The organism is Alteribacter populi, from assembly GCF_002352765.1.
GTDB classification, from domain to species: Bacteria; Bacillota; Bacilli; order Bacillales; family Salisediminibacteriaceae; genus Alteribacter; species Alteribacter populi.
Genome location: NZ_KZ293963.1, coordinates 754,540 through 779,848 on the forward strand (window position 1 = coordinate 754,540; position 25,309 = coordinate 779,848).

Below are 25,309 nucleotides of genomic sequence, written 5' to 3' on the forward strand. Positions count from 1 at the left end.
CTTTGAATACTGATAAGGAGTTAAACGATGGAGCAAATAAAAAATATCTTTTGTATTGGAAGAAACTATGCAAACCATGCAACGGAATTGGGGAATGAAATCCCTTCGTCACCGATCCTTTTCTCAAAGCCCACACATTCTTTAGTAAAAGCAGATGGGAAAGACATTTTGTTTCCAGGCGGTAGAGGAGACATTCACCATGAGCTTGAAATGGTTATTTACATAGGTCAAGAAGTTACTGCCGGGTTTCATGTGGAAGATGTTGTTGAAAAAATAGCATTAGGCGTAGATTTCACCCTTAGAGATGTGCAATCGAAACTTAAGGCAAAAGGTCATCCGTGGTTAAAAGCGAAAGGATTTAAAAATTCAGCTGTTGTGACTGATTTTTGGGATTTTCCAGGGATTGAGATCTGTAAAGAAACAGACTTTTCATTAGTGAAAAATGCCAACGTTGTTCAAGTTGGAAACATTGAAAATATGTTATTTGACTTTAAACAATTAATTGAGCATTGTCATGGTTATTTTGGACTTAATGAAGGCGATATCATTTATACAGGTACCCCAGAAGGTGTTGGCCCAATTCAACATGGTGATGTATTTCGTCTTATGTGGGGGAATGATGAAAAAGGACGATTTCCTGTTAAAATAGGTAACGAATAAATAGAAAAATGAAAAGACCATCAGACGTAATACACGTTCGATGGTCTTTTATTATACCTATAAGAAAAACGGGAAGAACCAATACATTGACTAGAAAAAAGTGGACGTTAACTCGAATTAAGAAACTTTCAATAAAATAGGGAGTCTCACTATACTAATTACTCATTTAAACATACCTTAATAAGTGAAGAAGGCAAGACCTTTAAAATCAATCAAAGGAGGTTAGAGGTATGTCTCATGAATATTACCATTTATGTAGGGATAGTATAGGTGCAGAAGTTGAAATAAGAGACTGTCATGGAAAAGTTTATGTTGGAACAATTGATAGAGTAGACCCTGACCATGTTTATCTTCGTCCAATAGGACCTTGTGATCACGGTCATGGAATGTACTTTTTCGCTGGTGCAGCATTAACTGCTATTGCATTTGCTTCAATCGTAGCTTTCCGCTTTCGCAGAAGAAGACATTTCTTTTAACACAGACTAGATAAAAGGCAATAGACTTTTTAAAAGGTAGCTGCGAGGGTGTGTACTTTGTTATGAAGAAGAAAGAATTATCTTTAAAACCTTTTAAAACGGAAAATTTAATCTTTAGAGAGTTGACTACAGAGGATAAATTAGACATTTACTGCCTCTATTCAGATCCTAAAGTTATTAGATTAGATCACAGTGAACCTTTTAAGAACATGATTGAAGCTGAAGAATTAATAAGAGTTTTTCAACAGTCTAATAATAGCTATAGTTCCATAAGCTGGGGGATAGAATTAAGAGAATCTAATAAAATTATCGGAACGTGTGGATTCAAAAATTGGGATAGATTATCACACCATGCAGAAATCGGTGGGAATATTTTAAGTAAGTATTGGGGTAAGGGCTACGGAACTGAAACATTAAAGTTCATGATGGAATACGGTTTTACTAAAATGCACCTAAATAAAATTTGTGCACATACAAATGTTAAGAATAGCAGTGTGTTAAAGATAATGCCCAGATATGGATTCCAACAAGAAGGAATGCTTCGTGAACATCAACTTTTAGAGGGAGTATTCCACGATGTGTTAATCCTCTCATTACTAAGAAAAGATTATAATCTTCTGTTGGGCTAAAAAACGACCTTGAGTTCGCTAGACATCGAACCGTAGATTTTATATGCTTTCTTTACTCTAAATGAAAAGACCATCAAACGTAAACGTTTGATGGTCTTAGTAATACTTGTGTGTTCAAAAGCCTCTAAAAGAAAAATGGGAAGAACAACCGTCTAATTCCAAAAAACGGAAAGCGATGACGTCTAAATCGTCGGAACCGTCTTGGGTAGCCGTACCCACCACCATATCCGCCAAATCCAAACTGACGTTCATATTCATGATTAGAACCTTGGTCCATATCACCCACAGGAACTAGCATATCGACACCATTTTGATCCATGCCGTCTATAATTCCGTCATAAACCTGCCCATCATTTGTTTCAAATTGTACTAAGTGATTATTGTACGCTTGACATAATTCATGCAGTTGCTGTTGGTGGGCTGCAGGATCTGCTCCTCCGGGTTGCATTTGTTGTTGACCGCCGTGTGGCACCTGATTCATGTTGTATTGTCTCATGATTCCCCCCTCCTTACACGGTTATCATATTTCAGCACGTGGGTATTTGTGCATAAACTTACTGTATTTAAAATTGTATTATCAAATCTCCCCACACGTTTACAAGTAAACCAAAAGGTAGATTACCGCTTTTCATAAGGTAAAAATTTTCCATCTAACGTAATGACAACCCGCTCTCCATCGGGATCCTCATAGTCAGGACGTTTATCTACTTTAATGTCTAAATTGATCGCGCTCATAATCCCGTCACCAAACATTTCATTAATTAGCGCTTTTAATGTAGTGCCGTACACTTGAGTAATTTCATAAAATCGATAAATTAACGGATCAACTGGCACAGCTTTGTCTAAAGAGCCACGCATAGGTGATTCTTCTAGTATATAGGCAATCCTCGAGTCAATATTTAATAATTGTGCTAAATGAAGCGCATCCTCTCTGTTCATGGATTCCTGGCCATGCATAACAGCAGCTATCCATTCTTTACTCCCACCAATTTCGTTTGCTATGTCCTCAAATGTAAATTGTTTCATCTTTTTTGCAATTAAAAGTTGTTGAGATACTCCAGCTCTATTCACATAAGAAGTTGCAGGTGAAGGGTGGGGTTGATATTGTTGTGGACTTTCAAATGCTTGATGGAAATTTCGATAATACTCATTCATTAATATTCCCCCATCATTTCAATCTGTTTTTATTTTACTCTGGGTGCTTTCATTAGGTGTCTATTTGCCACTAAAAAACAGATATAATATAAGAATTCTGTATTTTTCTCACGATGGACCAAAATAATACAATATTTGCACAGGTAATATGCTATAAATAATTATAATCATGCATATTGGTGGTGGTAATGGAGTGACTAAACTCTTTTTCTTAGTATTAGCTTTAATTGGAGGTATGATGACGGGGACACAAGCCTCCATAAATGGAGAACTTGGGAAAAAGATTGGTGGATTAGAAGCGGCATTTGTCTCTTTTTTTATTGGAACGATATTTTTAGCTTTGTGTATGCTTTTTCTGGGAAAAGGACAAGTAGGTCTGGTATTCACTTTACCAAAATGGCAATTAATTGGAGGTCTTTTTGGAGCGGTATTTGTAGCTTTTACTATTTTCTCTGTACCCAAAATAGGTGTAGCCTTAGCTATTTTTGCAGCCATTTTAGGACAGATTATTATTAGTCTTGTTATTGATCATTTTGGTTTATTTAATGTAGAACCTATTTCTATTAATTGGGATAGGTTTATGGGGTTAGTATTAATGCTGTTTGGTCTGTACTTCATTTACCGAGGAAGCTTTTCAAGTTAAGTACAAGGGTTCTATTTTACAATTTGATCATTCAAATTCGAGGATAATTTAACATAATGTATAGTGTATTACACAAATATTCAACGTACAATCGACTTATCTTCAGAATTTTCCGTTAATTTCTAATATTCAATTTAATTATGAGGGAGGGTTATAAAGAAGATACTCAATTAGAAACTCTTCATATGGTTAATCGTTTAATATATATCAAGTTACAGGAGGAGATAATATGTCTGACAACGTAAAAATTGGTTTAATACAAGCTTCAAACGATGTTCATGGTGATGAACCGGTAGATGTTCATAAAGAGAAGGCGATTGAAAAGCATATTAAACTTGTAAAAGAAGCTAAGGATAAAGGGGCACAAATTATCTGTTTACAAGAAATTTTTTACGGTCCCTATTTTTGCTCGGAACAAAGTACGAAATGGTATGATTCCGCAGAGGAAATTCCTAATGGTCCTACCACTAGACGTTTTCAAGATTTGGCTAAAGAACTAGAAGTAGTGATTGTTTTACCTATCTATGAAAGAGAAGGGATCGCTACTTATTATAATACCGCTGCTGTTATTGATGCAGATGGATCCTATTTAGGCAAGTATCGAAAACAACATATCCCTCACGTAGGTGTAGGTAATCAAGGTTACGGCTTTTGGGAAAAGTTTTATTTTAAACCGGGAAATTTAGGTTATCCAGTATTTGATACAGCTTTTGCAAAGGTTGGTGTTTATATTTGCTATGACCGTCATTTCCCTGAAGGTGCAAGACTACTTGGCTTAAATGGAGCAGAAATTGTATTCAATCCTTCTGCAACTGTAGCTGGATTATCTGAATATCTATGGAAGCTTGAACAACCCGCACATGCGGTAGCAAACGGCTATTATGTAGGAGCTATTAACCGCGTTGGACTGGAAGCACCCTGGGAAATGGGTGAGTTTTACGGTCAATCCTATTTAGCAGACCCTAGAGGAAACTTTGTTTCAATAGCAAGTCGTGACCGGGATGAAGTTATTATCGGTGACATGGATAAGAAAGTGATTCGTGAAGTTCGTGATACTTGGCAGTTTTACCGCGATCGCCGCCCAGAAACCTATGATAAAATGACTGCGCTTCTTCCATAGGTAGGCTTTTTTAAACTTTCTTGCTAACCTGTTTTAAAGAACGGAATGATCTTGTTAAAGGAGGTATTTCTAGTGACTAGCAAGGTACCGACTATATCGTTTCAAGATTTAGAAAAAAACTTTGAGGAAGTAAATATAGGGTTGTCAAATCAAGAAGCGAGTGAAGAGGCCAACCGCTGCCTCTATTGTTATGATGCTCCTTGTATTAAAGCTTGTCCAACAGATATTGACATTCCTAAATTTATCAAAAAAATTGCATCCGGCAATTTAAAGGGATCAGCAAAAACGATAATGACGTCTAATCCAGTGGGGGCAAGCTGTGCGCGTGTTTGTCCAACTGAGGAACTTTGTGAAGGTGCTTGTGTACTCAATCATTCTACTAAACCGATTATGATCGGAGACTTGCAAAGATACGCAACGGACTGGGCAATTAAAAATGAGCAAGTGTTATTTAAATCTGGAAAAAAGAACGGCAAGAAAGTTGCGATTGTTGGTGGTGGTCCTGCTGGATTATCAACTGCCCGAGAATTAGCTCTATTAGGCTATAAAGTTACGATATTTGAAGCAGAAAATGAAGCAGGCGGTTTAAATACTTATGGCATCGTTTCATTTAGACTACCTCAATCTATTTCCTTTTGGGAAGTGGATCAAGTTAGAAAATTAGATGTTGAGATTCTTACCAATACAAGAGTTGGAAAAGATGTGTTACCAGAAGAGTTATTAGAGAATTACGATTCCGTTGTCCTAGCAATAGGAATGGCAAGTGTACCCATGCTTGGGATAGAAGGAGAAGACTTAGAAGGAATATATGATGCGATTGATTTTGTTAAAACAACGAAGTCAGAAACAATTAGTGACGACTTTATAGATAAGCGTGTTGTTGTAATTGGAGCAGGTAACACCGCCATTGATGGAGCTACTTGTTCTGTTCGACTAGGTGCTGAGAATGTAAAGATATTATACCGACGAACAGAGCAAGAGATGACGGCATATGACTTCGAATACCAATTCGCAAAACAAGACGGGGTAGAATTTCGTTGGCTAACCTCGCCTATAAGGATAGTAGGGGATGAGAATGGAAAAGTCACAGCAATCGAATGTATTAAAATGACGTTAGGAGCTCCAAATGAAGACGGACGCCGTCGCCCGGTTCCTGTTGAAGGTTCAGAGTTTACTCTTGAAGTGGACGCAGTCATTAAGGCTATTGGTCAATCTCGTTACACTTCATTAATTGAAAGCTTTGGATTAGAACATAGTGATGGGGTAGTAAAAGTAGATCAAGATAGCTATCAAACATCGAACGATAAAGTTTTTTCATGCGGTGATGTTATTTTTGGAAAAGGACAAGGGGAAGCAATGGTCGTTACCGCAGCACAACAAGGAAAAAATACTGCTTATGCCATACACAAACAATTATCCAAAGAAGCAACAGAATCAGCATAGGGGTTGATTTATACAAAACAAGGAGGTTCATAGAATGGCTGATTTACGTATTGATCTAGCAGGAATTAAATCACCCAATCCTTTTTGGCTCGCTTCTGCACCACCCACAAATTCTGGCTATCAAGTTCAAAGAGCATTTGAAGCTGGTTGGGGCGGTGCTGTTTGGAAAACACTTGGAGACCCTATCTTGAATGTTACTTCCCGATTTGCGTCAATGGACTTTAACGGGCAAAGGGTAGCAGGATTTAATAACATTGAACTAATTACAGATCGTCCGCTTGAAGTCAATTTAAAAGAAATCTATGAGACGAAAAAGAAATTTCCTAACCATGCTATTATCGCTTCCTTAATGGTTGAACCAAAGCAGGAAAAATGGCACGAGATTGTAAAACGAGTAGAAGAAGTCGGTGTCGATGGTCTTGAACTAAACTTTGGGTGTCCACATGGTATGGCTGAGCGCGGGATGGGGTCCGCTTCTGGCCAAGTTCCCGAATTAGTAGAAAAGCAGACGTATTGGACAAAAGAAGTTGCCCAAACTCCGGTTATTGTTAAGCTCACTCCTAATATAACTGACATTACAGTAACAGCAGAAGCTGCTGTTCAAGGTGGAGCAGATTCCGTAAGTATGATAAATACGATTAATAGTCTTTCATCCGTTGATTTGGACACATGGAATACAGTACCTAATGTTGCTGGAAAAGGAGCACATGGTGGTTACTGTGGTCCGGCTGTTAAACCAATTGCCCTTAACATGGTCGGAGAATGTGCTCGTAACCCTCAAATTAACGTACCGATTTCAGGAATTGGTGGAATCTCAAATTGGCAAAATGCCGTTGAATTTATGCTAATGGGAGCAACTGGTGTACAAGTCTGTACAGCGGTCATGCATCATGGATTTAGGATCGTCGAGGACATGATCGAGGGGCTTGATAACTATTTAGATGAAAAAGGACTTGAATCAGTCAACCATTTGGTAGGAAAATCAGTACCGAAATATTCTGACTGGGGAAATTTAGACCTAAACCATAAAGTAGTCGCAAGAATTAATAATGATGTTTGCATCAACTGTAATAAGTGTCATATCGCTTGTGAGGATGCGTCTCATCAATGTATTGATATGTTAAAAGATAATAAGGGGCAAGAATACCTCAACGTGCGGGAGGATGACTGTGTCGGATGCAACCTATGTTCGATTGTCTGTCCTGTCGATGGTGCCATTGATATGATCGATATTCCTAGCGCACAGCCAATGACTTGGAATGAACGTCAATCAGCACTGAAATCCGCTGAGCTCATTACTAAAGAAAACGTTGTTAAATAAGTTGACTTCGTAAAGTTTGTTGATTTTTGAGCGAAATTTTATAAAAGAGCCTTAAATAAACAGGAGGTCGCTAATGTGAAAAAAGTAATTAAAAACGGAACCATTGTTACTGCAGCAGACACTTACCAAGCAGACCTATTGATTGTTGATGGTAAAATCTCAACCATCGGACGGGATTTGTCTGATGAAGATGTGGAAGTTGTAGATGCAAAAGGCTGCTATGTCTTTCCTGGCGGTGTTGACCCACACACACATCTTGAGATGCCTTTTGGTGGTACGGTCTCAAAGGATGACTTTGAAACAGGCACTATAGCCGCAGCTTATGGCGGAACAACAACAGTGATTGACTTTTGTTTGACAAATAAAGGGGAACCATTAAAGAACGCTATCCAAACGTGGCATGATAAATCAAAAGATAAAGCAGTAATTGACTATAGTTTTCATCTAATGATTAGTGAAATAAACGATGCTGTCTTAAAAGAATTGCCTGTAGTGATGGATGAGGAAGGAATCACCTCATTTAAAGTTTTTATGGCGTATAAAAATGTATTTCAAGCAGATGACGAGACATTGTTTCGGACATTGGTTACAGCAAAAGAGCTGGGCGGACTTGTCATGGTCCATGCAGAAAATGGGGATGTTATAGACTACTTAGTAAAGAAAGCATTATCAGAGGGGAAAACTGAACCAATTTACCATGCTCTTACAAGACCACCAGAGGTAGAAGGAGAAGCAACAGGAAGAGCTGCACAATTAACTGGATTAGCGGATTCTCAGCTATACGTTGTTCATGTTTCTTGTGCTGAAGCAGCCAGAAAAATTGCCGAAGCTAGAGAGAAAGGGTATGACGTATGGGGAGAGACATGCCCACAGTATTTAGTTCTAGATCAAACCTATTTAGAGAAACCTCATTTTGAAGGTGCAAAATACGTATGGTCACCGCCTCTTCGTGAGAAAGAAAATCAAGAAGTACTTTGGAATGCTTTGAAAAATGGTCAATTACAAACGTTAGGCTCTGACCAATGTTCCTTTGATTTTAACGGTCAAAAGGATTTAGGCAGAGGAGATTTCACGAAAATTCCAAATGGGGGACCGATCATCGAAGATAGGATAAGTTTACTTTTTTCTGAGGGAGTAAATAAAGGACGAATAACGTTAAATCAATTTGTTGATATAACGTCAACAAGAATCGCTAAATTGTTCGGACTATTCCCACAAAAAGGAACAGTTTCTGTCGGAGCAGATGCTGATCTTGTTATTTTTGATCCAAATGCGGAAAGAACGATATCTGCAGAAACTCACCACATGGCTGTGGATTATAACCCGTTTGAGGGCATAAAAGTTACGGGACAACCAGTTACGGTATTATCACGCGGTGAGTTTGTGATTCGTGATAAGCAATTTGTAGGAAAACCAGGTAATGGACAATACTTAAAGCGTGAAAAATATAACCCTAAGCAAAAGGAAATTCAAAAATTAACAAAGTAACACCTGTTAATTAGGACTAGTACAATAAGAAAAGTGCAAGGCGCCCGCATACCCGACGAAATGCAAATGTTCTGTCCGATAAAAAAGTGCTTTCTACTTTTAATCGGTCAGGTTATTTGACACAAGCCGATGGCGCCTAGATCTAGACATTGAAACGTAAATTTTAATACTTTATGAACTTTAAATAAAAAACAAAAACACAACCTCTAGTAAATTTTAATAACAATAGCTTGGCGTAAACCTATATGGTTAAGCCAAGCTATTGTAAAGACCTTTAAAGAACCACATGTCATGTAAAAAGGTTTTTATAAGAGGATGTTCAAAAAGTCCGGGAAAAATAGCTATCGAATATCTGCGTCACCTTACTTTTACACTCCTCACTTATTTAAAGCATACGTTCCGGTGCTCAAAGTGGCGCTTTCTTGAATTTCTCGGCTCTTTTGTTCTCCTTTTGAACACACACTTTAATGGTGAGGGGTGTTGGGATGAGTAAAAAGGATCGTTATCTAAAGTCACCTGATCTATTACCTGTAAGTCACGCCGGCAAGAAAATTAGTTCATTTGGATTTATGATCATGTGGGTAGGGATGGCAGTCGTACTCGCTGCCTTTGCGATTGGGGGAGCCGGTGTTCAAAGTTTACCTTTAGGTTGGGTGATCGTTGCTGGTTTTGTTGGATGTATTGCAATCGGTTTATTTATTACGGTTATAGGTGATATTGGCATTGAACATGGCCTTTCTTTCCCAGTCTATATGAGAGCACCATTCGGAACGGTAGGAACACATATCCCCTCTGTTGTACGTGGTTTAACAGCCTCATTCTGGTTTGGAATTAATACATTCTTTGGCGCTACAGCAATTAATGGAATACTTTTTGTGTTATTTTCATTTGATAATTGGTTCCTCTGTTTTATTATTTTCGCTATAGCACAGCTATTAAATACCGCACTTGGAATTAAAGCTATTGAACGTTTTGCGGATTTAGCTGCCCCTATTATAATCATCATCTCCATTTGGATCTATAGTACACTATCAGGACGTGCCCTTGAACAAGGAAGAGATGTCTGGGTATGGGTTGAAACTCCAGTAACTGGAGTCGCAGCAACAACAGCCTTTTTTATTATCGTCTTTAGTGTCATGGGTTTTTGGGCAACTCTTGCAGCAGACATCCCCTCCATTTCACGTTTTATAAAAGCACCTAAATATGAAAGAAATTGGTTAAAACGAAATAAGTCGTCTCTACTTGGCAGTGTCGTTGCTATGCCACTGGCACAAACATTTATCATCGTCATCGGTGCAGTTTCATATATTGCGGTATCAGATTATGACCCAATAGTTGCCCTTCAAGAAGCAGCAGGAGGAATTGTATTAGTCATTTTACTTGTTATGATTGTGTTTGCCCAGTGGTCGACAAATATAGCAGCCAACTTAGTTCCAGCTGCAACAATTTTCTCAAACGTCGGTGGTCCGAAAGTTCCGTATTGGGCAGGGGTGTTCATGGCTGGGATTGCTGGTACAGTAGTTCAACCTTGGAATTTGTTTGATATATTAATTCCTTTGTTATTAATAGTAGGGGGGATATTATCAGCGATTGTCGGTATTTTATTTACCGATTACTACATCCTCAGAAAACGAAGAGTCAATGTACATGATTTGTATAATGTAAAAGGGCAGTACAGATATTTAAATGGTTTTAACGTCGCCGGTTTCATTGCTTGGATTCTTGGCGGTATCGCAGCTTACTTTCTAGCAAACTATTCATTCATTGTTGGTTTTATTGTCGGGGGTGGAAGTTACTATCTACTGGCAAAATACTGGTGGTTCAATAAATACAAACAATCAGAAATTGAAGATCCCGATGATGAAAAATATTTAGGAATTACAGTTGGGAGAGACTGGGATATAGAAGAAGCAGAGCAGAAGGAACAAACAATTCTACCCAATATCTCATCAACTGAAAAAAATGTATAAACACTAAATTAATTAAGGATAGGTGGGGAGCGATCTATGTCATCTTATAACGAGTTTATTTCGGAAAGAGATAAAATTGATTTTTTAATTGATCAAGGGTATCAAATAAAAGCAGTTACGGAAAATTTAAGTGGAGCATTTGTTGAATTTGAGAAAATTAAGAAAAAACAGGTGGAGGGGAAGCAGGAAACTCGAACATTGCATATTTTAAATGCAGATGCTAGAAAATATTTTTCAACGTTAATTATAAAACAACAGCAGCTCTAACGAAATATAATTTTAAAAAGGATGTTTTTGAAATGAAATGCTCTTGTTGAGCGTTAGGCAAGCTAATGCTTGCCTAACGCATAGCGTGACAGTTTTTCAACTCAAACGATGTTACGGACAAATGAATTTGTCCTCCACCATCATTTGAGTTGAAAAACACGCTCAAAAAAAATAAGCTTTGAGGTAGAATTTTAGGAAAATATTCACTTACTACTTATATCTTATAAACAGGGAATCCCTGTTTTTTTTGTTTAAAGAGGATATTAAAAAAGTCCGGGAAAAATAGCTGGCGAATTTCTGTGTCATCTTATTTTTCCACTCCTCACGTATTAAAAGCATACGTCCGGTGCTCAAAGTGGCCCTTCCTTGAACTTCTCGGCTCTTTTTGTCCTCCTTTTTGAACAGACACTTAAAATGAATATTCCCAAAATTCTTATCAATTACTACTTTCCATACTATAATAGAAATCATAGTTTAACCTAAATCTTATCTCACTTTTAAGGAAGTGCTTTTAAAATGAAATCCTATTTAACAATAAGTGAAATATTAAAAAGAAAGTACTTTGAAAATATTGAAGTTGTTGCTGGTATTAAAGGGTTACAAAGGCCAGTAAAGTGGGTTCACGTAGTAGAGGTCATTAAGATAAAAAAACTGTTAAATGGGAATGAGCTAATTCTAACAACAGGTTTAGGTTGGAAAAAGAATAGTCATTTGTTTAAGTATTTGCTTGAACAACTTATTGAATGCAATGCTTCAGGTTTATGTATTGAAAAAGGAACAAACACCTCATCCATTCCTCGAGAAATTATTGATCTAGCTAATAAACATCAGTTTCCAATTATCATCTTTCATGAAGAAGTACCATTTGTAGAAATTACACAAGACATTCATTCATTACTTATTAACAAACAATATCAAATGATTTCAGACTTAGAAGACTATTCTCAGCAATTAAATAAAAAATTACTCGAAATTGACCACTATGAAGAAATTCTAAAGTTTTTTCACCACTATTTAGATGTGCAAATTATCGCTATATTTAACTTGGATGAAATAAAGTTTATCCCGGAAATACCTAGAGAAGAAAGGGATCAACTCTTAAGACATGTAAATGGAGATGAAAGTAAAAATAAGCAACAAATCGCAAGGCAGCCGGTTCAAATTTTAGGAAACCAATATGCCGAGTTAATTATCGTTACTCACACACGAGAATTTACTGAGTTTGACTATTTACTTCTTGACCGTACAACCACTGCCCTTGCACAACATTTATTACGAAATTTATTTGTCGAAGAGAAACAAAGAATGGAAGAAACAGAATGGATGCTTGATTGGCTTGAAGGCCTACACAGCGAGGAAGACATCCGCGAATATCTGTCCTATCACCAATCTGAGTTACAACTAAGCGGTGGTATTGTTTGTGTGTGTAAATTAAATACAAATAGGTCCAGGAATATAGATAGCACATACTTTAAATTACTTTTTCGAACCATTTTTGAACAATATGGGTTTTATACTTATTCTACAGAGGTCAGGAACCAACTTGTATTTATTTTAGTTAATCAACGAATCCCTACAAATTGGAAACCAAGAATGATCAAAGGCTTTTCTCGTATCAAAAATACCAATTCAACTAAACTTGAAATCTCGTCTATTTCATTTGGAGTCGGGAAATTTGTTCATAACTTGCGTGATATACATAAAAGTTATCGAGCTGCAAAAGAAACGCTGCTGCTTCAAAATACATTGTCTGAAGGAAGTAAAAGCTATTTCTATGATGATTTACATTTGTATCATATTATTTCACTAATCAATAAGCATAGCGATCTTCATGAAATTATTATGGAATACTTAGAACCAGTAATCGACTATGACAAGAAATACAATGGAGCATTAATGGAAACATTAAAAACTTATTTGGCTTGTAATGGTTCAAAGCAAGAAACAGCTAAAAAGTTATTTATCGTCCGACAAACGTTGTATCACCGTATTGAAAAATTAGAAAAATTACTCGGGGATAATTTCATGAGCCCTGAAAAACGATTGGTAATTGAGTTTATGACGATCGCTTATAATTACCTATTTACGTTAGGAGACAAAAACAATGAATGATCAACCGACAACCTATCTCAAAAAGGACTAAAATCTAGTTTTTAGTCCTTTTTTAAATGAAAATGACAAATAAAGTTACATTGTTGAAAAATTTATTCATTATGTGGAACCTTTAACCTTGCTGTTTTTACATTATGTCTAATGAAAGAATGATTTCGTTAATAGATAATAATGGTAACGAATAATATTTTAGAAAATTCTTAATAAAATATAGGAGGTATATTTATGTCAGTAATAAAGAACCAAACCAATGTGTTAAAAAACTATATTAATGGACGATGGGTAGATTCAAATACCAGTGAAACATTAGAGGTACCGAATCCTGCAACCGGTAAAGTGTTAGCTCATGTTCCGATCTCAACAAAGGATGATGTAGATAACGCGGTAAAGGCAGCTAATGAAGCATTTACAAAATGGAGAAATGTACCTGTTCCAAAGCGGGCAAGAATTTTATTTAAGTATCACTATTTATTAACAGAGAACCATGAAGAGCTTGCTAAGCTAGTTGTTCAAGAAAACGGTAAAGCCTATAAAGAAGCGTACGGGGAAGTGCAACGCGGAATTGAATGTGTTGAATTTGCTGCTGGAGCACCAACATTAATGATGGGAGAATCATTATCTGGTATTGCTGAAGGAATTGATTCAGAAATGTTCCGTTATCCTCTTGGAGTTGTTGGTGGTATAACGCCGTTTAATTTTCCGATGATGGTCCCGCTTTGGATGTTCCCACTAGCGATTGCATGTGGAAATACATTTGTACTAAAACCTTCTGAAAGAACACCATTATTAGCTAATAAGCTTGTTGAATTGTTTAGTGAAGCCGGTGCTCCGGATGGAACTTTAAACCTTGTTCATGGTGCGCATGAAGTGGTTAATGGATTGTTAGATCACGAGGATATAAGAGCCATTTCTTTTGTTGGTTCACAGCCCGTTGCAAAATATGTGTACGAACGTGCAGCTTCACAAGGAAAACGTGTCCAAGCACTATCTGGAGCTAAAAACCATCATGTTGTTATGCCTGATGCAGATATGGAAAAAGCTGTTCAACATATTATTAGTTCTACTTATGGGAGCGCGGGACAACGATGTATGGCATGTAGTGCTGTTGTTGTCGTAGGAGACGGAGAAGAATTTGTTAACGCTTTGAAAGAAAAAGCAAGTGAATTAACTATTGGAACTGGATTAGACGAGGAAGTTCTTTTAACACCTTTAATTCGACAAGAACACAGAGAAAAGACATTGGAATATATTAAAAATGGCGTAAAAGAAGGGGCTTCACTTATTCGGGACGGTCGAAAAGAAATGGATGAGCACAAAGGCGGTTACTTTTTAGGTCCGACCATCTTTGACCATGTTAATCCCGAGATGACCATCGCAAAAGAAGAGATCTTTGCACCTGTTCTTAGTTTACTACGAGCGAAGGATTTAGATGAAGGCTTAGAGTATATTCGAAAATCACGGTTTGGAAATGGTGCAACGATCTATACCAACGATGCACATGCTGTTCGTCAATTCCGAGAAGAAGCTGATGCGGGTATGCTTGGAATTAATATCGGTGTTCCAGCAACTATGGCATTCTTCCCATTTTCAGGTTGGAAAGATTCATTCTATGGAGATCTTCATGTGAATGGAAAAGATGGAGTGAACTTCTTTACAAGAAAGAAAATGATTACATCAAGGTTTGACCATTAAGCAATCCTTGATTGTGAGGAGGAGGATTTTGTATGGAGAAAATTAACCATGAACAAACTTCCCAAAAAAAGGATGAACAATATATTTGGCACTCAATGAAGCCTTATAACCCTGATGGAACTATGGTTATAAAGAAAGCTGAAGGAGCTTGGGTAACAGATATAAATGGTAACAAATATTTAGATGCGATGGCCGGATTATGGTGTGTGAATGTAGGCTATGGACGAACAGAATTAGCTGAAGCAGCTTACAAACAGTTAAAAGAATTAGCTTATTTCCCTTTAACACAAAGTCATTTACCTGCAATCGAATTAGGTGAAAAGCTCAACTCTATGTTAGATGGTGAGTACGTAATATTCTTTTCAAATAGTGGGTCTGAAGCAAATGAAACGGCTTTTAAAATAGCACGTCAATACCACCAGCAAAATGGCGACCACCATCGTTATAAATTCATTTCCAGGTACCGCGCTTATCATGGTAGTTCAATGGGGGCACTTGCTGCAACAGGTCAGGCTCAACGTAAATATAAATATGAGCCCTTAGCACAAGGATTCATTCATGTTGCCCCTCCAGATTTATATCGCTCTAATGATCAAATCGACGGTAAACCTGAAGAACTAGAATCTGTGAAAGACATTGACCGAGTTATGACTTGGGAATTAAGTGAAACGGTTGCTGGTGTTATTATGGAGCCCATCATTACTGGCGGTGGCGTTCTTATTCCACCTGAAAGTTACATGTCAGCTGTAAAAAAAGCATGCGAAAAGCATGGTGCACTGCTTATTGTTGACGAAGTGATTTGTGGATTTGGTCGAACCGGTAAACCCTTTGGCTTCATGAACTATGATGTAAAACCAGATATTATAACAATGGCTAAAGGGCTGACAAGTGGTTATCTTCCACTGTCTGCAACAGCTGTGCGAAAAGACCTCTACGAAGCATTTAAAGGGTCAGATGAGTATGAGTATTTCCGTCACGTTAATACATTTGGCGGAAGCCCAGCAGCATGTGCATTAGCATTAAAAAACCTTGAAATAATTGAAAGGGAAAACCTCTCTGATCGCTCAAGAAAATTAGGAGAACAAGTTAGTAGTGAACTTAGCAAGCTGTTACAGTCTCATCCTTATGTAGGAGATGTTCGTGGTAAAGGCCTTCTTATAGGAATTGAGCTTGTAAATGATAAGAAGACTAAAGAACCCATTGATGAGAAAGTGGTCAACAAAGTCATTGCTTCATGTAAGGAAAATGGGCTTATTATTGGTAAAAATGGTGCTACTGTAGCCGGATTTACAAATGTCCTTACTCTTGCACCGCCATTAAACATTAGGGAAGAAGACCTGTCCTTTATTATTAGCACACTATCAAATGCATTGAATGAAGTGAAATAAGAATAAGGGAGGAAACGTAGGTGCATTGTTGAAATTGCTTTTCCAATGCTACTGATGCCTAATTGACCACGCAGCTTATTCGCGAAGTAACGCCGTTGCTTGTGCTAGATATTAAAATGTAAATTTTACACATTTTCAGCTCTAAATAAAAGCTTGAAGTACTTGTAATCAATGGTTAGATTTATTGATTACAAGTACTTTTTTTACATAACATGGGATGTATATGTGTAGTTTAATAACAATAAAGGGAAGCTAGAAGTGTGACATACAGTTTCGTATATTCAATAAGAAAGAAAAATCGTTTGAGGATTTATGTTTTTGTAAGAAGAGTCAAAAAAGGTAGGAACTATATAGATCCAAGTTTTTGAAGACTGTTATCTAAGGAGTGGTAAAGTTGAAACCTAAAATGGTAAAAGAATCGAAGGTTATTAAAACCCACCTAGTTCTACCTAACGAAACAAACAATCATAGTACTTTGTTTGGTGGCATCTTAATGAGGAACGTCGATGAAGTTGCGTCGATAAGCGCAAGAATGCATTGTAGATCAGAAGTGGTTACAGCTTCTACCGATTCTGTTGACTTCTTGCACCCAATTTTCCAAACTGATTCGGTGTCATTAGAGTCTTTTGTTACATGGACTGGGAAAACGTCTATGGAAATTTTCGTTAAAGTTATCGCTGAGAATTTTGAAACAGGTGAGAGAAGAATAGCAGCTACTGCCTTTATTACTTTTGTCAGTCTAGGAGAAGATGGAAAACCAACTGCTGTTCCAGAAGTAACTCCAGAAACAGAGGAGGAAAAAAAGCTTCACGAGACTGGTTTAGATCGTGCAAAAATACGAAAGGAACGTAGAAAACAAAGTAAAGAATTGGCTGAATTTATTACAACTGATAAACCTTGGGAATAGTTTTTTTAAGAACTTAGGTTAGGAATAATTGACATAGAAACCATAGAAATCAACACATCAACATTAAGTTAAAAGATTTTCTTCTTAACCAATTCTTTCATTTTTCACAACCTAACTTCATAAATCACACTCTACTCATTCAATTATAATCAAAACGTTATAACATGCTACCCTTATCTGTTGTGAGAAAAGTATTGAGTAAGCTCACACCTAGAACCAGTTATAATTGGGTAATCGATTAACTTTGTAATATGGATATGCCTCTAAAAATAAATTGAAATGAAGACTATTTTGTTATTTTGTAAAAGGGGGAGAGCGTTTATGATCCGAAAAAAAATGAGGCCAGCATATATTCGTTCCCGTCCTTTAGACGGAAGAGCACAAATCTGTTACACAAAAAAGGAATGGGATGAGTTGAATCAACAACAGGTAACAGTGTTTTCAGAACTTAAATTTGAGAGCAAATTTATTGAGGTTCTCCGTGAAGCAGTTAGTACGATTTTCCCTGGTGCAAAACATGCTGGAGTTGCACGATTTATTTTACAATCACTACGGACTGTCCATCAACAGGATATAGCAACTTATGAAAATGGATTAAAGCAATTGGAGCAACTAGCGAAATCAACGTTCGGCAAATCATTTAGAAGACTTTCCGAAAATAATAGAGCTAGCATTCTTCAAAAGCTTGAAGGTACTGAATTTTTTGAGCTACTCAGGGAGCATACGATGCAAGGGATGTTTGCGGATCCTAAGTATGGTGGGAATCGCAACATGATCGGATGGAAGTTAATTGACTATCCCGGTACCAGATTTCACCCAATTACCCACACTAGTCGAGGTTGGAAAACAGAGGATATCGTTAGCTTGAGAGGAGATGTTAGGAAAAACAATGGCAAAAAAATATGATGCTGATGTCGTTATCGTCGGCTGTGGTTGTGCAGGGGGGATATTAGCAAGGGAACTTACAGACGCTGGTCTTCATGTGATTTCATTAGAGCGAGGACCTGATATTAGTTCCGAGGAATATTCCATGGATGAATTAAAGTTCCCTATTCGGAACAAAGTTTTGTGGGGCCCACAGGATGAACCACGCTTTACTTGGAGATCAGACGGTAGTAATTCTACGGAACGAGTTATTACGGGATGGAATGGATGGGGACCAGGGGGAGATCACCTCCATTGGGGAGCACAATCATGGAGATTCCAGCCTGCTACTTTTGAAGCTAGAAGTGTATTTGGTCAAGTGGAGAATGGAGCGATAGTAGATTGGCCAATATCCTATGACGATTTAGAACCATATTATCAAAGATTTGAAGAGAGAGTAGGCATAAGTGGAGACCACACTAAAGATCCCTTCCATCCTCCACGTACAAAACCATACCCCATGCCCCCAACTGTACCTAGCTATGCCACTCGACATTTTGTAACAGCAGCAAAAGCCTTAGGTTACGACCCCTTTCCGGTACCAGGTGCCATTAACTCCACTGATTATAATGGCAGGTTCGCCTGCGGTTATTGTGGTTTTTGCCAAAGCTATGGCTGTACTGTAGAAGCGAAGGGTGATGTGGGACTGACGGAAATTCGCAAAGCTAGGCATAACTCTAATTTTGAACTCCGTTTTCACAGCCGTGCATTTGAAGTCGCTGTTGATATACACGGTCATGCCGAAGGAGTAAAATATTTTGATAAAAACAAGGATGTGCAGCATGTGACTGGGCGACTTGTAATAATTGCAGCAAATTACTTAGAGTCTACTCATTTAATGCTTCTTTCGAAATCTGCACTATTCCCTAATGGCATTGCCAACAACGGTGGCCAAGTAGGACGTTATTTTCATATGCGCGACATTACCCAGTTGATTGGAATTTTCGACGAGCCGATGAATTCCTTTATTGGACCAACTCCAAGATGGGCAGTGAACAAATTTGCTGATGATAATTTTTCTCCCGAAGAGTATGGAGAAGATTTTGTAATGGGCGGAAATATTACTGGAGCAGATCAACATGGCCTGGCTGGTCAGCCAATAGAATTCACAGGTGCACCAACTCCAGAAGGCATCCCAAACTGGGGTGAAGCATATAAGAAATTTATATCAAAAGCATATACTCACCATTACAACTCTCGAATTTACTTAACAGAACCCCCTCAAGACGATAAACATATTGACTTAGACCCTAATGTAAAGGATTCCTTTGGATTACCAGTACCTCGAGTAACCTTTGACTGGCATCATCAAACCTCAAAACAGCACGCCTTTTTACGTCAGCGAGCGTATGAAATATATGAAAAGGCAGGTGCACTTCACATTTGGGGCGGTGAATTGGGGGATCCATGGGTACTAAACAGTCATGCAGGGGGAACGACCAGAATGGGGGAAAACCCTGAGGAATCTGTTGTGAATCGCTACTGTCAAACTCATGAAATAAACAATCTTTTCGTTGTTGGAAGTTCCTCATTTCCAACTATCGGGGCTTATAATCCTGGGGAAACCGTGGGAGCACTGGCCTACTGGGTAGCCGAATTTATTAAGAAGGAAGCAAAAGTAGGGAAGGTGTTTAATTGAATAATAAATTATGCCAAAGCAATAATTATGTAACTCAATTATTTGTTTAAATCCTCATCCTCGAAAGTTAAACGATGACTAATGTTACATTTTGAAAAAAACTTCAAACTTGTTAAATTAAAAAAAGTTCAGCTAAAAAAGGTACGTTAATAAGTTAATGAGTACCAATAATGTAAATAGGAGGACTAGAGGTAGCTGGAAAAGCAAATATACCGTTAATGAAGATTATTTCAAGACATGGTCAAACAATATGGCGTATATTTTAGGTTTTTTTGTGGCAGATGGTTGTATTACTAAAGATCTTCAAACAATCATTTTCGTTCAAAAGGACATTGAAATTTTACACAATTTAAGAAAAGAACTAAATTCTACACACAGGACTTTTTAAATGAAAAGACAGGGGTTCATTCTCTTAATATTAATAGTAAAATTATGAAAGAAGATTTAATTAAGTTGCATGGGATACACTCTTGTAAGTCAAATATCATAGATTTCCCGTATGTTCCCAATGAATATATGAGCCATTTTATCAGGGGATATTTTGCTGGAGATGGAAGTATTAATTATCGAGGATACACTATTTGTTTTGTAGGTGGATCGGAATCATTTTTCACATCTTTAGATGAAATATTTAGTGAAAAAGGCTACAATACCCGATTAAAAAAGTAAAACAACAAAAATTACCTAAAATTGTTTATCAGCGGGAAAAAATCGGTTAGCGAAAGTATAAAGAATTTCCAGAAGTATAAATTAAATCGTAGCGGGGTAGAGAGTTAATATTTTTTCTACCCTAATTATTTTTTGTTAGTTTACATAATATATATTATAGGAGCCAACAAAAATAAGTAAAATCCAGTATCAAAAGATAAGTAAACTCAATATTTTGAGACAGGATAAATTTTTTAAACAACAATCAATAGTTTCCATAAACATCGAGTGATTCGTTAATAAGTCGTTGATTTATCCCGGTTAGTCCATACTGATCTGAAGTTATCAAACTCCACAATACGGTTTCATTTCACTTTAAATCAAGTTGTCTCATTTCACATTGTGCCCTTTCTCAGAAGGTTTTGTGAATGGTTGGCAGCTTCTATAACCGTCTCATTTGATCATTGAGATCACAATAAACGTCGGTTTTAATCATCAACTTCAATCACAGCTACATGAGCTTTTGGCGATCCAATTGAATAAGCGTTAATTCCAGCTTTAATAAAATCGACTAATAGCCATAGCGTTAATTCAAAGCAATTTCGGTTGTTCCATATTTTACGTGATGTTCTCTGATCAATTCTACAGAACGTTGCTGAACGTCATAATTAGCATGCTGACGTTTAAACCAAGCTTTTGCTAACCCTATGTCGCTAAAGTTTTGTAAACAGCTTGAATGGCTGTACTAAATCCCATGGCTACCTCCTCTGCTCAAATACCTTTTAGTTTACATAATAAAAATATGGTAAGTTACCTTCGATGCTTTTCATTTTTTATTCCTCTTGTGTCAATCTAGCTATTTTTTACCACTCGCTTATTTACATTACTTTCACTCAACCACCCCCCTGCCAATTAAATTGGCTGAAATTGGTCTTGTTTCTAATTCTCTAGCCCAAACAGATAATTGACCTATATGGTGAATTTCGTGTGCAATAACATGATTCATAACTTCTCTATACGTAAAATCATCTATTAACTTGGAATCTAGTTCTGAATTCCATTCCTCAACAAACTTAATAATTGTTGGACGGCATTGCGCCGATAGCTTCTTAACTTTACCTAATGATGAGTAGTCAGCATAATTATAATGAAATTCAGGCTCCCCTCTTAAACCATTTATCCAGGCTTGCTCCACATCAACAATATGAAATAGTGTCTCTAAGATACTTCCCAATCCACCTGTTCGCGGACTTGTTAGTTCTTCGTGAGGAAACTGACCACACCATTGAAACCATTCATTACGGACTTGCCAATTATATCGATATAAAATCTTCAAATGATCTACTCCCCTTTAATCTATTTTCATTTCTTTTAAATCCTTTCTCCACACACAGTTAAAAGAAAAATTGAATATTCATATTGTTAATATTGATATAACGAAAAACATCGAGTGTTATAACCTTTTACGATTGTACACTCGATGTTTTATACTCATTTACTTGTTGATCATTCATTTTTTAATTTAAACAGTAAGTGAGGATAACTCACGAACGAAATACAACAGTAAATGATCATCAACCTGGACTGTCGTCCCAGGTTTGACAGTTCTGTTTTTATACGTGACTCCTTGTTGGTCAGGCATATAACCTCTATTTATATACAGTTTCAAAGCTGAACTGTAATCCTTATATAGTCCAACTCCTAATCCAACAGTATTATGATGCTTTGCAGCAATACGTTCTAATTCATCCATCATTCTTGTCGCTATGCCATTACGTCGAAACTCAGGAAATACGATGAGGTCATTGATTTCTGGTATTTGCTGTTCTTTAAAATAAAGATAACATGACTCACTGACCATTTGGCAACAACCGGCTAGCTGATTATTATGAAATGCAAGTAAGGTGATTTTTTCACCATATTTATTCTCTTCCAAGCATCGCTCAAAATAGTCTTTGTTTCGGTCTATACCGCGAGTAATAAAAGCTGCTTTAAAAGTTTCTATATCTTCTGGTTCAATGGTTCGTATAACGATGCGATGCATGACAAAACTCCCTTAGTATCTTCTAAATATAGTACCTTTTCCAAATGTACCATAAAGAGTAAGCCATGAAGCAACTGTCATGTATCTGTAACGTAGTTGTAAACAGTACGACAAAAATGATTCTGTTTTAAGAAAATCTCGTTAAAATATAGCCGATGCCTACAACCCAAGTTAATAGTCCAAATCCAAAAATACACTTTGTTCCAAAGCTTTTCACTTCATTTACTCCTTTCTTTCTATAAAGTAAGTCAATTCTATCCGGTCGCAACATTGGATCCCGTTTTCAAAAATCAGGTCAGCATAGTTCTCAATAAAGTAATTAGGGATGATTTCCGTCATGCGAAATCCACATTTTTGGTATAAGGCAAGTTGTTGAATACTTGAATTACCGGTAGCGATTAATAACGTTTCCCCGCCCCTTCTATCCACCTCACCAATACCAAAGGTGATCATCTTTCGTCCATACCCTTTCCCTTGTTCAGACTCCTTAACTGCGACATTCATAATTTCATAGCTCATCTTCCCTCTTTGGAGAATAACAATAGCTCCTACAATAGCCTCTTCAACCTCGAGTACAAAAAGTAGACTTTGGCTCAGATAAGCATCAATTTGTGCTTCCGATGGATCTGCTAACATTAGCAAATCCATCGGAACATGTTCATTTTCTTTCAGTAAGCGGATCTTCATTTCAGGTCGTCTTCCCTTTCTTACGCTTCCCTTCGTAGAGCGTTAAGTACGTTGATTCTTGTCGCTTTTGCCGCAGGACGGAAGCCAGATATCATCGCTACAGCAATACTAATGGCTGTTGCGATCAACACTAGTTGAATCGGAATATATGAAAATGTGATATCGAACCCTTGGGATTCTGTAGTGGCTTCAAGAATCATTGGAATCAAAGCATTTGCACCTATACTTACAATATATGCAATCAAGACACCAAAAATGGATCCAATTATGCCGATTGATGCACTTTCCATTAAGAACATACGTTTGATACTCGCAGGGTTGGCACCTAACGCCTTCATTACACCAATTTCATGGGTTCTTTCCGTTACTGCCATCGTCATCGTGTTAAAAATACCAATTGAAGCAATGAATACGGCGATTGTTCCGACAAAGATCAACCCAGCTTTGAATGCTGTGAAAAACATATTGAGTCCTTTTAGTTCTTCTGAAATCGAAAACACTGTAAATCCCTCATCTTTTAAAGCATTTGTTGTGTTTTCAACTTGCTCAACACTATTTACATGAGCAATAACATCGGTATACTTTCTGTCTTCTTGTCCGGCTAGTGCAATCAGTTCCTCACGTTTGTCCTCCCCGATATACAAACTGTAGTCTGATAGCCAATCCCTCGTTGGCTCTACTGCAATCCCAACAATTTTATAATCATTTTGATAAAGTAATTCTTCAGTGTCAGGCTCTTGCATGTTTAGTGTTATCGTCTCATTTAGCACTTCACCTTCAAATGTTCGAGGTTCACTACCTTCTTCGTTTTGGTTCATTTGCTCGCCTTCCTCGGCGTTTTCATGAAGGAATTCTTTAAAATGGTAACCTACGATAATTTCATTATTATTTTCGGGAAAGCGGCCTGCTGATAAACGGAAGTTAGACTCTTTTTCTGCTTCAAAATCTGTAATCGTTACGTTTCCACTCCCACTGTAATCTTCATTGAATGTAATCTCAACTGGTTTTTCATGAATTTGTGACCTAGTAACAACCGTTCGGATATTCTCTGTATTTCTAACGTTATTAATCCATTCATCAGTCATTGGTTCAAATTCATCATTTGCTTGCTTTCCGATAATGTCAATCTGTGTTAGTGGTTGATGACTGGAAGCTTCTTCGACTAGGCTGTCTTGCAAACCAAAACCAATGGAAGCAAGTACAATAAGAAACGAACAGCCCATCGTGGTTGCAAGTACTGTCATAAAAATACGCAATTTATTCTTTTTCATGTTCCTTCTAACAAATTGTATTTGATCACTTAGCTTCATAATGGACACCTCTTTCTTGCTTTAAGACACCATCATGTAAATTCATCGTTCGATCTGCAATCGATGCGACCTCATTATCATGGGTAATCATTAAAAAAGTTATGTTTTGTTCTTTATTTAATTGACGAATCAACTCAAGCACATCTTCTTCCGTTTCAGAGTCTAAGCTTCCTGTAGGCTCGTCTGCAAAAATCATCATTGGCTCTGTAATTAAAGCCCGGGCAATGGAAACCCGCTGTTGTTGGCCACCTGAAAGCTCGTTTGGATAATGTGTTGCATGAGAATCCAAACCTACTTTTTCGAGCATTTTTTCAGCTAGCTCTTTACGGGTATTTCGATCAACACCTTTCAGTGTCAATGGAAGCTCTATATTTTCATAAGCTGTAAGTCCAGGAATCAATTCGTAGTTTTGAAAGATGAATCCGAAATGGTCTAAACGGAATTTTGCCCACTGCTTTTCATTGAATTTAGTTACATCCGTACTATTTATCGTAAGCTTCCCTGAATCTGCTTTTATATAGCCAGACAATAAATTAAGTAAGGTGGACTTCCCAGAACCACTGCGACCAATGATCGAGACAATTTCTCCTTTTTTCACGTTGAAATTAACGTCCTTTAATACCGGTACTAGCGACTGGTTTCCTTTCTTCCCAATCGCGTAAGAATAATGTAAATGTTCTACTTCAATCATTGCTTTCACCTCATCTAAAATATGTGTTTGAAGTGCCAGTGTTAAACGCAAGAAACTGACTCCTCATATAAACAACAGTGTATGTTGTGTGTTGT

At 37.3% G+C, this 25,309-nt stretch carries 23 protein-coding genes; 16 read left to right on the forward strand and 7 right to left on the reverse strand.

Annotation, left to right across the window (positions count from 1 at the left end; all coding sequences use genetic code 11):
• Window positions 1-27 precede the first annotated feature (27 nt).
• The 3 genes from CDZ94_RS03730 (at window position 28) to CDZ94_RS03740 (ending at window position 1,765) form a co-directional block, all read left to right on the forward strand.
• On the forward strand, window positions 28-660 hold the full coding sequence (locus CDZ94_RS03730; RefSeq protein WP_096435184.1) for a fumarylacetoacetate hydrolase family protein: 633 nt from the start codon (window positions 28-30) through the stop codon (window positions 658-660).
• A 230-nt stretch (window positions 661-890) separates the two neighbouring features.
• Window positions 891-1,136 carry a hypothetical protein gene (locus CDZ94_RS03735; protein ID WP_096435185.1) on the forward strand — a complete coding sequence of 82 codons (246 nt, stop codon included), beginning with the start codon at window positions 891-893 and terminating at the stop codon, window positions 1,134-1,136.
• 62 nt (window positions 1,137-1,198) lie between these two features.
• On the forward strand, window positions 1,199-1,765 hold the full coding sequence (locus tag CDZ94_RS03740; protein WP_096435186.1) for a GNAT family N-acetyltransferase: 567 nt from the start codon (window positions 1,199-1,201) through the stop codon (window positions 1,763-1,765).
• A 124-nt stretch (window positions 1,766-1,889) separates the two neighbouring features.
• Here CDZ94_RS03740 and CDZ94_RS03745 read toward each other — a convergent pair whose 3' ends face one another.
• Window positions 1,890-2,261 carry a hypothetical protein gene (locus CDZ94_RS03745; RefSeq protein WP_096435187.1) on the reverse strand — a complete coding sequence of 124 codons (372 nt, stop codon included), beginning with the start codon at window positions 2,259-2,261 and terminating at the stop codon, window positions 1,890-1,892.
• 122 nt (window positions 2,262-2,383) lie between these two features.
• Window positions 2,384-2,920 (reverse strand): cyanase, encoded by a 537-nt coding sequence (gene cynS / locus CDZ94_RS03750; RefSeq protein ID WP_096435188.1) that lies wholly within the window; start codon window positions 2,918-2,920, stop codon window positions 2,384-2,386.
• A 193-nt stretch (window positions 2,921-3,113) separates the two neighbouring features.
• Here cynS and CDZ94_RS03755 point away from each other — a divergent pair, with 193 nt between their 5' ends.
• From CDZ94_RS03755 to CDZ94_RS03820, 13 genes are all read left to right on the forward strand, one after another.
• Entirely contained in the window at window positions 3,114-3,563 is a 450-nt protein-coding gene (locus CDZ94_RS03755) for a DMT family transporter (RefSeq protein WP_232735750.1), read from the forward strand.
• Window positions 3,564-3,792: 229 nt separating this feature from the next.
• The gene (locus CDZ94_RS03760) at window positions 3,793-4,683 is read left to right on the forward strand and encodes a nitrilase-related carbon-nitrogen hydrolase (RefSeq protein ID WP_096435190.1); all 891 of its coding nucleotides are present in this window, start codon (window positions 3,793-3,795) and stop codon (window positions 4,681-4,683) included.
• A 72-nt stretch (window positions 4,684-4,755) separates the two neighbouring features.
• On the forward strand, window positions 4,756-6,126 hold the full coding sequence (locus CDZ94_RS03765; RefSeq protein WP_425352519.1) for an NAD(P)-dependent oxidoreductase: 1,371 nt from the start codon (window positions 4,756-4,758) through the stop codon (window positions 6,124-6,126).
• A 34-nt stretch (window positions 6,127-6,160) separates the two neighbouring features.
• Complete coding sequence (gene preA / locus CDZ94_RS03770) at window positions 6,161-7,447, forward strand: NAD-dependent dihydropyrimidine dehydrogenase subunit PreA (RefSeq protein WP_096435192.1); 1,287 nt, start codon at window positions 6,161-6,163, stop codon at window positions 7,445-7,447.
• Between the two features lie 75 nt (window positions 7,448-7,522).
• Window positions 7,523-8,935 carry a dihydropyrimidinase gene (gene hydA, locus CDZ94_RS03775; RefSeq protein ID WP_096435193.1) on the forward strand — a complete coding sequence of 471 codons (1,413 nt, stop codon included), beginning with the start codon at window positions 7,523-7,525 and terminating at the stop codon, window positions 8,933-8,935.
• Window positions 8,936-9,420: 485 nt separating this feature from the next.
• Window positions 9,421-10,905 carry an NCS1 family transporter gene (locus CDZ94_RS03780; RefSeq protein WP_096435194.1) on the forward strand — a complete coding sequence of 495 codons (1,485 nt, stop codon included), beginning with the start codon at window positions 9,421-9,423 and terminating at the stop codon, window positions 10,903-10,905.
• 36 nt (window positions 10,906-10,941) lie between these two features.
• Entirely contained in the window at window positions 10,942-11,172 is a 231-nt protein-coding gene (locus CDZ94_RS03785; protein WP_096435195.1) for a hypothetical protein, read from the forward strand.
• A 516-nt stretch (window positions 11,173-11,688) separates the two neighbouring features.
• Window positions 11,689-13,284 carry a PucR family transcriptional regulator gene (locus CDZ94_RS03795; RefSeq protein WP_096435197.1) on the forward strand — a complete coding sequence of 532 codons (1,596 nt, stop codon included), beginning with the start codon at window positions 11,689-11,691 and terminating at the stop codon, window positions 13,282-13,284.
• Between the two features lie 225 nt (window positions 13,285-13,509).
• The gene (locus CDZ94_RS03800; protein WP_096435198.1) at window positions 13,510-14,976 is read left to right on the forward strand and encodes a CoA-acylating methylmalonate-semialdehyde dehydrogenase; all 1,467 of its coding nucleotides are present in this window, start codon (window positions 13,510-13,512) and stop codon (window positions 14,974-14,976) included.
• A gap of 32 nt (window positions 14,977-15,008) precedes the next feature.
• The gene (locus CDZ94_RS03805) at window positions 15,009-16,364 is read left to right on the forward strand and encodes an aspartate aminotransferase family protein (RefSeq protein WP_096435199.1); all 1,356 of its coding nucleotides are present in this window, start codon (window positions 15,009-15,011) and stop codon (window positions 16,362-16,364) included.
• 406 nt (window positions 16,365-16,770) lie between these two features.
• Window positions 16,771-17,271: an acyl-CoA thioesterase gene (locus CDZ94_RS03810; RefSeq protein ID WP_096440569.1), complete on the forward strand. Its 501-nt coding sequence runs from the start codon at window positions 16,771-16,773 to the stop codon at window positions 17,269-17,271.
• 321 nt (window positions 17,272-17,592) lie between these two features.
• Window positions 17,593-18,177 carry a gluconate 2-dehydrogenase subunit 3 family protein gene (locus CDZ94_RS03815; RefSeq protein WP_157811973.1) on the forward strand — a complete coding sequence of 195 codons (585 nt, stop codon included), beginning with the start codon at window positions 17,593-17,595 and terminating at the stop codon, window positions 18,175-18,177.
• Complete coding sequence (locus CDZ94_RS03820) at window positions 18,161-19,834, forward strand: GMC family oxidoreductase (protein ID WP_157911693.1); 1,674 nt, start codon at window positions 18,161-18,163, stop codon at window positions 19,832-19,834. The genes CDZ94_RS03815 and CDZ94_RS03820 overlap by 17 nt, the downstream gene beginning before the upstream one ends.
• Before the next feature lie 1,537 nt (window positions 19,835-21,371).
• On the opposite strand, the gene CDZ94_RS03825 is transcribed toward CDZ94_RS03820, so the two are convergent.
• The 5 genes from CDZ94_RS03825 to CDZ94_RS03845 form a co-directional block, all read right to left on the reverse strand.
• Complete coding sequence (locus CDZ94_RS03825) at window positions 21,372-21,818, reverse strand: DinB family protein (protein WP_096435202.1); 447 nt, start codon at window positions 21,816-21,818, stop codon at window positions 21,372-21,374.
• Between the two features lie 186 nt (window positions 21,819-22,004).
• Complete coding sequence (locus CDZ94_RS03830) at window positions 22,005-22,526, reverse strand: GNAT family N-acetyltransferase (protein ID WP_096435203.1); 522 nt, start codon at window positions 22,524-22,526, stop codon at window positions 22,005-22,007.
• A 222-nt stretch (window positions 22,527-22,748) separates the two neighbouring features.
• On the reverse strand, window positions 22,749-23,213 hold the full coding sequence (locus CDZ94_RS03835) for a GNAT family N-acetyltransferase (protein ID WP_096435204.1): 465 nt from the start codon (window positions 23,211-23,213) through the stop codon (window positions 22,749-22,751).
• A gap of 20 nt (window positions 23,214-23,233) precedes the next feature.
• Complete coding sequence (locus CDZ94_RS03840; protein WP_096435205.1) at window positions 23,234-24,523, reverse strand: ABC transporter permease; 1,290 nt, start codon at window positions 24,521-24,523, stop codon at window positions 23,234-23,236.
• The gene (locus CDZ94_RS03845) at window positions 24,510-25,214 is read right to left on the reverse strand and encodes an ABC transporter ATP-binding protein (protein ID WP_096440571.1); all 705 of its coding nucleotides are present in this window, start codon (window positions 25,212-25,214) and stop codon (window positions 24,510-24,512) included. Before CDZ94_RS03845 ends, CDZ94_RS03840 begins: the two co-directional genes overlap by 14 nt.
• Between the last annotated feature and the right edge of the window lie 95 nt (window positions 25,215-25,309).